Genomic DNA, 7,070 nt, shown 5'->3' on the forward strand with positions numbered 1-7,070 from the left:
GGCTCGCCGAAACGGCGATCGGCGACGCGATCCACGCGCTCACCCGGCACGACCTTGAGACCGCGAACCGCATTCTCGACGAAGACGCCCGCATCGACCAGCTGGAAGCCGAAGTGGAGCGGCTCGCCGTCCGCCTGATCGCGCTGCGCGCGCCGCTGGCCGACGATCTGCGCGAGGCCGTGGCCGCGATCAAGATCGCCACGGTGCTTGAACGGATCGGCGACTATGCCAAGAACATCGCCAAGCGCGTCCCGATCTTCGATCATCGCGCGGATATCGAGCCGCTGAGCATACTGCCCGCCATGGCGCAGATCGTGCAGGAAATGGTCCATAACGTACTCGACGCCTTCGCCGCGCGCGATGCCGAAATGGCGCGGATGGTGATCGAGCGCGATACCGCCGTCGACGATTTCTATGACAGCCTGTTCCGCGCGCTCCTCACCTATATGATGGAGAATTCGCACAACATCACCCAATCGACCCATTTGCTGTTCATCGCCAAAAATCTCGAGCGGGTCGGCGATCATGCGACCAATATCGGCGAGATGGTCTATTTCGCCGCGACGGGCGAATATCTGGAAGATCGATCGGGTGGCGAACAGTATCTACCCGATCCGGAGGAGCTGGAAGAATGAGCAAGGCGAAACTCCTGCTGGTCGAGGACGATATGGCGCTGACCGAATTGCTGATCTGGCATTTCGAGCGCGAGGAATTCAAAGTGCAGCACACGGTCGACGGCGAAGAGGCCCTGCTGCTTGCCCGCGAAAATCCGCCCGACCTCGTGCTGCTCGACTGGATGATCGAGGGCCTGTCGGGCATCGAAGTCTGCCGCCGCCTCCGCCGCATGTCCGATACCGCCAATGTGCCGATCATCATGCTGACCGCGCGCGGCGAAGAGGAGGACCGGGTCCGCGGCCTCGAAACCGGCGCCGACGATTATGTCACCAAGCCGTTCAGCCCGCGCGAGCTCGTCGCCCGCGTCGGCGCGGTACTGCGCCGCGTGCGCCCTGCCCTTGCCGGCGAGACGCTGGTCCATGGCGACGTCGCGATGGACACGGTGAGCTACAAGGTGCGCCGCGACGGCGAAGTCATCCCGCTCGGCCCCACCGAATTCCGCCTGCTCAAGCATTTCCTCGAACATCCGGGCCGCGTGTTCAGCCGCGAACGGCTGCTCGACTCGGTCTGGGGCCATGACAGCGACATCGAACCGCGCACCGTCGACGTGCATATCCGCCGGCTGCGCAAGGCGCTGAACAAGGGCGGCAAGACGGACATTATCCGTACCGTCCGCTCGGCCGGCTATGCGCTGGATGCGGAGACGGCGGGCTAAGGGAGTTGTTCGTCAGAATTTCCCTTTGGGGAAATCGCCGCACCGGCCCGCTCCCCCTCCCGACCTCCCACGAGCGTACCCTGATTGGGAGGTCGGGAGGGGGAGCGGGCCGGTGCGGCGCTCAACCGACAGGTTGAGTCTGACAAAAAGGAAACTCGCTTGAACCGCTCCGGCTACCGGGTTAACGCGCACGTCAACCGAAATCACAGTCCTTTCACGGAGTCCCGATCATGACCATTTCCTTCGAAGACAAAGTCGCCATCGTCACGGGCGCGGGCGGCGGGCTCGGCCGGGCCTATGCGCTCGATCTCGCCAAGCGCGGCGCGAAGGTCGTGGTCAACGACCTTGGCGGCGCGCGCGACGGCACGGGGTCTTCGGACGCGGCGGCCAAGGTCGTCGAGGAAATCGAAGCGGCCGGCGGCACGGCGATGGCCAACGGCGGCTCGGTCACCGACGAAGAGCAGATGGTCGAGATGGTTGCGAAGACGAAGGAAGCCTGGGGCGGCGTCCATGTCGTCATCAACAATGCCGGGATCCTGCGCGACAAAAGCTTCGCGAAGATGACGATGGACGATTTCCGCCTCGTCGTCGAAGTCCATCTCAACGGTTCGGCCAATGTCACGAAAGCCGTATGGGAGACGATGCGCGAACAGGCCTATGGCCGCCTGCTGATGACCGCCTCCTCGACCGGGCTTTTCGGGAATTTCGGCCAGGCCAATTACGGCGCGGCGAAGCTCGGCCTTGCCGGTCTCACCAAGACGCTCGCCATCGAGGGCGCCAAGTATAACATCAAGTGCAACACGCTCGCGCCGATCGCCGGCACGCGCATGACCGAAGACATCATGCCGCCCGAAATGTTCCAGGCGCTGTCGCCCGACAATGTCGTGCCGGCCGCCGTCTATCTCGTCGCCGAAGACGCCCCGACCAACATGATCGTGGGCGCGGGCGGCGGCTTCTTCCATGCGTCGTACGTGACGCACACCCAGGGAGTCGCGCTTCCCGAAGGCGAACGCACGGCCGAAGGCGTCGCGGCAGTCTGGGACGAGATCATCGACCGCTCCGGCGAGTTCGTCCCCCAGAGCGGCGCGGAACAGGGCATGCAGGCGATGAAGAAGCTTCAGGCGCTGGCCGGCTAGCGTTCCCGGCCCGTCTTGCATTCGACAAAGGGGCGTATCCGGCGGCGGATACGCCCCTTTTATTTTGCCCGGAAACCCGCCATCGCGATCAGCGCCAGCAGGCCGATGATGATGATCGTACTCGCGCAGAAGGACACGACCAAGCTCCAGGACGGCGTCTGGTTGTTCGTCAGCAGATAGTGGACGAAGCTCCCGATTCCGCCGATGCCGGCGAGGTAGACTGCGCCCCACCCGAACTTGCGATTGCGCGGCTCGATGTCGCGTAACCCCAGCAATGTGAACACACCGGCGAAGAAGATCGCCATGAACGGGATGGACGCGACGAGCGGCGTGTAGCCGTAATCGCGAATGCCGCCCCCACCCTCGACCCAGCCGGCCACCGCCATACAGAAGACAGAGGCGGACAAGATGCCGCCAAGAGACAGAAGCGCCAACGATGCCGTCTTGAGCCGATCCAGCCGCCGCTGCGCGACCGAACCCGGCACGTCGATCGCGATCACCTTGGCGAGCCGGTCGACATCGTGATTCCAGCGTTCGTCGGTAACGGTGAGCGCATTGTAGCGCGCCAGCGCCCTGATGCTCTCCGGCAGCTCGTCCGCCTGCGGCATGCGAGCCTCGCCGATGAGCACAGGCAGGATCGGCATTCCGGCCTGCAGTGCCAGCGATATCTCGCGGGCCACATAATCGTGCGGGTCATCGAGCCGTCTTTGCCCCTCGCGATCGGACGCGCCGGCCCAGCTCTCGCCGATCAGGACGATCAGAATCCCTGACTCGGACAGCTTCTCGTCGATCACCGCCTCGAAATCGTGGCCATATTCGATGCCCGTCACATCGCGGAATATTCGCTCCGCGCCGAAATAGCCGGACAATGTGTCGGACAGGCGCCCGGCATAGCCTCCGGCATCGTCGCGCCGATAGTTTACGAAAATACCCTCTTTTGCCGCTCGATGCGCCCCGAAAACCATTGCCGCTCCCGACTTCCCCGGAGCGCTTCTACACATTTCGCCGCAAAAGAAAATTCGACTGGTTTCGAGCCCGGAATCGAGACGATATTGACAAAGGAAAATATTTGCGCAAATCTTTGCGTTATGGGTAGACAGGACAGTAAACCGCGCACGCCGCAATTCGGAGCGATATTGCTGCGCGCCGCCGAAATGATCGGCGATCAGGGTTCGGAAGCGTTCGACCGGCTCGGAATAGATTTCGACGCGCGCAAGACGTCGATCGTTCTGACGCTGCACAATCTTGGCCCGCTATCCTCCACGGATATTGCCCGGGAGATCGGCCATTCCCGTCAGATGATCGAAGCCCGTCTCAAGACGTTGATTAAACGGGATTTCCTGATCGAATATCAGGACCCGGACGACGCCAGAAAGCGATTATACGATTTCGCGGATGCGGCTTTGCCCGTCGTCGAAGAGATCGTGGCCGTCATGCGCGATTTCGAAGCCGTATACGATGCGCTTTGGGACGAAATCGGCGTCAATCTCGAACAGGCGCTGCTTGCGATGGAGACGGCGCTCGGACGGAGGTCGCTGATCGATCGCCTGACGGACACCCGAGATGTTTAAGTCCCTGATCGGCGGCATTGCCGCACTTTTCATGCTCGCCGCCTCCACAGCGGCCCCTGCCCGCCAAACCGAACAGGCGGACCCGATTTCCGTCATCGCCGATATCGCAGAGGCTGCTTATGGCGGCGATGACGCGGGTGCCGCGATATCGATCGTGGAGAGTGGCGAGCTGATATGGGCCGAAGGGTTCGGTATGGCCGATCTCGAATGGCAGATCCCCGTTACGCCGGACACTTCGTTCAGGATCGGCTCCGTTTCCAAGCCGTTTACGGCCTTGGCCGTTCTCCAGCACGTCGAAGCCGGGCGCGTCGATCTCGGAACGCCGATATTGGCCTATCTGCCGGATCTGCCAGGCCAGCTTGGACGACCGACCGTCCGGCAGCTGCTGGATCATACGTCCGGCCTGCCGGACCATTTCGCCCTGCCGGAAATTCCCTCGATCATGCGCAATCCGATCGCGCCGGAGGGCATCGTCGCCATGATGGCGGATGCCGCGCTCCAGTTCGAGCCCGGGTCGCGGCGATCCTATTCGAATTTCAACTATGTGCTGCTCGGCCTGCTGGTCGAAGCGATGGACCCGCAGGGCCGCGATTACGGAACCTATGTCGAAGAGGAAATCTTCGCGCCGCTTGCGATGACGGACTCGCACTATGACCGGCAAAGCGCCGTGATCCCGCGGCGCGCCCACGGCTATGATCATGACGGCAGCGGGCCGGTAAACACGATCACCGCCGAAACGAGCCTCGCCTATGCCGCCGGCGCCCTGATGAGTTCGGCCAGCGACCTGACGCTGTTTACGAATGCGCTGCGAGACGGCCGCCTGCTCGGCGATCGGATGCGGGATGCGGCGTGGACGGCGACGATCCTGCCGGACGGCAGCGATACGGGCTACGGCCTCGGCTTTAACGTCACCGAATTTCTGGGCGAGCGGGTCATCTGGCACAGCGGATCGATCAACGGCTTTCAGGCGACATGGATGTACCTGCCCGAAAGCGATCGCGCCGTTGCCGTATTGAGCAACGGCTACTATCGGCCCAACACGACCACCATGGCCCGCCGGATCCTTGCGACCCTCGCCGGCCTGACCATCCCCGACCTCGCCCCCGTCGGCGCCAGCGACGACGACCTGGCCGATTTCGAGGGGCGCTACGCGCTCGGCGACGGCCGGATGCTGCAACTCCACGTACAGGACGGCGCGCGTTTCAATATCGATGGCGGGCCGTGGCGCGAACTGGCTTATGCCGGCAATGGCCTTTTCTACAGGCCCGATACGCTCAACCATTTCCGCATCGTCGCGACGGACGATGGCGGCGAAAGTCGGCTCGACTATATGTCCGCGACTCTCGAGCCCGGTGACGGGCGACGCGTTCCGGGTGCGATCGAGGGCGCCGAGATCGCGGTCCCCCTGGATCACGAGCAGGCCGAGCGGATTGCAGGCGACTGGGCGATCGCCTCCGGCGATATCTTCGCAATCCGTTATGCCGATGGCGCATTGAGTCTGCACCTTCCGGGCCAGCCGGGGCGGCGGTTGTACCGGCGTCCGGACGGCGCCTATTTCGTTCGCGGTATGCCGATCGCCGTCGCATTCGCGCCGGACGGCCAGAGCGCTCGGATCGATCTATACGGCACCGAGATGGTGCTTCAACGCCAATAAGCTGTCCTACAGCCCCGCCGATACGCTATGATCGCGCCAATGGCCTGCAACGCACATTCCCTGCGCTTTTCCAGTGCGCAAAGGCGTTGCGCCCACACCGGCGTCTGTGCGTCTACTTTGTCAACTTAAGCCCCCACCCTCACCCCCGCAGCGTGTCAACCACTGTCAATCGTAGTGCCGTATTGCATCACCAATACACCTATGCTATCGCGGCCCGATACAGGCAAGAACAGGAAGGGTGCCGATGTACAGCGAAAGCGATCTCGAAGCGGCGATCGACGCGGGGGCGTTGAAGGAAGCCGATGTAGCGAAATTCCGGCGGTTCATGGCGGCCGACCGCTCGACCGCCTTGGTCGACGAGGAGCATTTCCGGCTCGTCACCGGCTTCAACGATATCTTCGTGGCGATAGCGAGCGTGCTCCTGCTCGTCGCGATCGCCTGGCTCGGCGGCGAAGTGGCGCCCTGGCTCGGCGCGCTCGGCGTCGCCGTCGCGTCCTGGGGTCTCGCCGAATATTTCACCAAAATCCGCCGCATGGCCTTTCCCTCGATCCTCCTCTTGCTCGCCTTTGTCGGCGGCGTGTTCGCGGCGGTCGGCACGGGGCTGATGGGCGATGAGAACCAATATGGTCCGGGCGACGAAGCGATCGTCGCGACCTATATCTCGATAGCGGGCGCAGTGGCCGCGGTCGCGGCCTTCTTCCACTGGCGGCGGTTCCGCGTGCCGATCACGATCGCAGCCGGCGCCGGAGCGGTCGTGGCGACGGTCGTCGGCCTTCTCGCCATCGTGACGGAAGGACAGGTCGAGCCCTTTCTGCACCCTCTGCTCCTCGTCGCTGGCCTAGGCGTATTCGCGCTGGCCATGCGCTGGGACATGAGCGACCCGGTCCGCGAAACGCGCCGGTCCGACGTCGCCTTCTGGCTGCATCTGCTCGCGGCGCCGCTGATCGTCCACCCGATCTTCGCCGAGATCGGCGTGCTCGAAGGCACGCTGACCGTGGCGGGCGCGGCGCTCGTTATCGGGCTCTACATCGTAATGGCCGGCATCGCATTGGCGATAGACCGGCGCGCGCTGATGGTGTCGAGCCTGATCTACGTGCTCTGGGCACTTAACGGGCTGTTCGACCGGTTCGGCGCAGTCGAGACGAACATCGCGCTCGCCGCGCTGGTGATCGGATCGGCCCTGCTGCTGCTCTCCGCCTTCTGGCATACGGCGCGCGGCCTCGTCGTGCGGCCGCTGCCGGAAGCGGTCACGAAACGGCTGCCGGTGATCGGCACGGAAGCGGTTTCGGCGTAACTTATCGTCAGAATTTTCCTGACGGAAAATCGCCGCACCGGCCCGCTCCCCCTCCCGACCTCCCACAGCGTACAATGAATGGGAG

General features: G+C 63.6%; 7 protein-coding genes. 6 read left to right on the top strand and 1 reads right to left on the bottom strand.

Features of this window, described 5'->3' with window-relative positions:
• The 3 genes from phoU to ACTS1Z_RS10405 all read left to right on the top strand — a co-directional run.
• Positions 1–635: phosphate signaling complex protein PhoU (gene phoU / locus ACTS1Z_RS10395; protein ID WP_442624390.1), on the top strand; the 635-nt coding region annotated here is incomplete at its 5' end.
• Positions 632–1,330 carry a phosphate regulon transcriptional regulator PhoB gene (gene phoB, locus ACTS1Z_RS10400; protein WP_442624391.1) on the top strand — a complete coding sequence of 233 codons (699 nt, stop codon included), beginning with the start codon at positions 632–634 and terminating at the stop codon, positions 1,328–1,330. The genes phoU and phoB, both read left to right, overlap by 4 nt.
• Positions 1,331–1,560: 230 nt before the next feature.
• Positions 1,561–2,466, top strand: a complete 906-nt coding sequence (locus tag ACTS1Z_RS10405) for an SDR family NAD(P)-dependent oxidoreductase (RefSeq protein WP_442624392.1) — start codon at positions 1,561–1,563, stop codon at positions 2,464–2,466.
• Positions 2,467–2,525: 59 nt separating this feature from the next.
• On the opposite strand, the gene ACTS1Z_RS10410 is transcribed toward ACTS1Z_RS10405, so the two are convergent.
• On the bottom strand, positions 2,526–3,431 hold the full coding sequence (locus ACTS1Z_RS10410) for a hypothetical protein (RefSeq protein ID WP_442624393.1): 906 nt from the start codon (positions 3,429–3,431) through the stop codon (positions 2,526–2,528).
• A 123-nt stretch (positions 3,432–3,554) separates the two neighbouring features.
• Here ACTS1Z_RS10410 and ACTS1Z_RS10415 point away from each other — a divergent pair, with 123 nt between their 5' ends.
• From ACTS1Z_RS10415 to ACTS1Z_RS10425, 3 genes are all read left to right on the top strand, one after another.
• Positions 3,555–4,037, top strand: a complete 483-nt coding sequence (locus tag ACTS1Z_RS10415) for a MarR family transcriptional regulator (RefSeq protein WP_442624394.1) — start codon at positions 3,555–3,557, stop codon at positions 4,035–4,037.
• The gene (locus ACTS1Z_RS10420; RefSeq protein ID WP_442624395.1) at positions 4,030–5,691 is read left to right on the top strand and encodes a serine hydrolase domain-containing protein; all 1,662 of its coding nucleotides are present in this window, start codon (positions 4,030–4,032) and stop codon (positions 5,689–5,691) included. Before ACTS1Z_RS10415 ends, ACTS1Z_RS10420 begins: the two co-directional genes overlap by 8 nt.
• A 244-nt stretch (positions 5,692–5,935) precedes the next feature.
• A complete protein-coding gene (locus tag ACTS1Z_RS10425; protein WP_442624396.1) occupies positions 5,936–6,985 on the top strand; it encodes a hypothetical protein in 1,050 nt (349 codons plus the stop codon).
• Positions 6,986–7,070 lie beyond the last annotated feature (85 nt).

Origin of the sequence: Parasphingopyxis sp., from assembly GCF_052168295.1 — a bacterium.
GTDB lineage: Bacteria > Pseudomonadota > Alphaproteobacteria > Sphingomonadales > Sphingomonadaceae > Parasphingopyxis.

Excerpts from the sequence above, each read along its gene's own strand:
- phoB (WP_442624391.1), top strand. The coding sequence starts at position 632 with ATGAGCAAGGCGAAACTCCTGCTGGTCGAGGACGATATGGCGCTGACC.
- ACTS1Z_RS10405 (WP_442624392.1), top strand. The coding sequence starts at position 1,561 with ATGACCATTTCCTTCGAAGACAAAGTCGCCATCGTCACGGGCGCGGGC.
- ACTS1Z_RS10410 (WP_442624393.1), bottom strand. The coding sequence starts at position 3,431 with ATGGTTTTCGGGGCGCATCGAGCGGCAAAAGAGGGTATTTTCGTAAAC.
- ACTS1Z_RS10415 (WP_442624394.1), top strand. The coding sequence starts at position 3,555 with ATGGGTAGACAGGACAGTAAACCGCGCACGCCGCAATTCGGAGCGATA.
- ACTS1Z_RS10420 (WP_442624395.1), top strand. The coding sequence starts at position 4,030 with ATGTTTAAGTCCCTGATCGGCGGCATTGCCGCACTTTTCATGCTCGCC.
- ACTS1Z_RS10425 (WP_442624396.1), top strand. The coding sequence starts at position 5,936 with ATGTACAGCGAAAGCGATCTCGAAGCGGCGATCGACGCGGGGGCGTTG.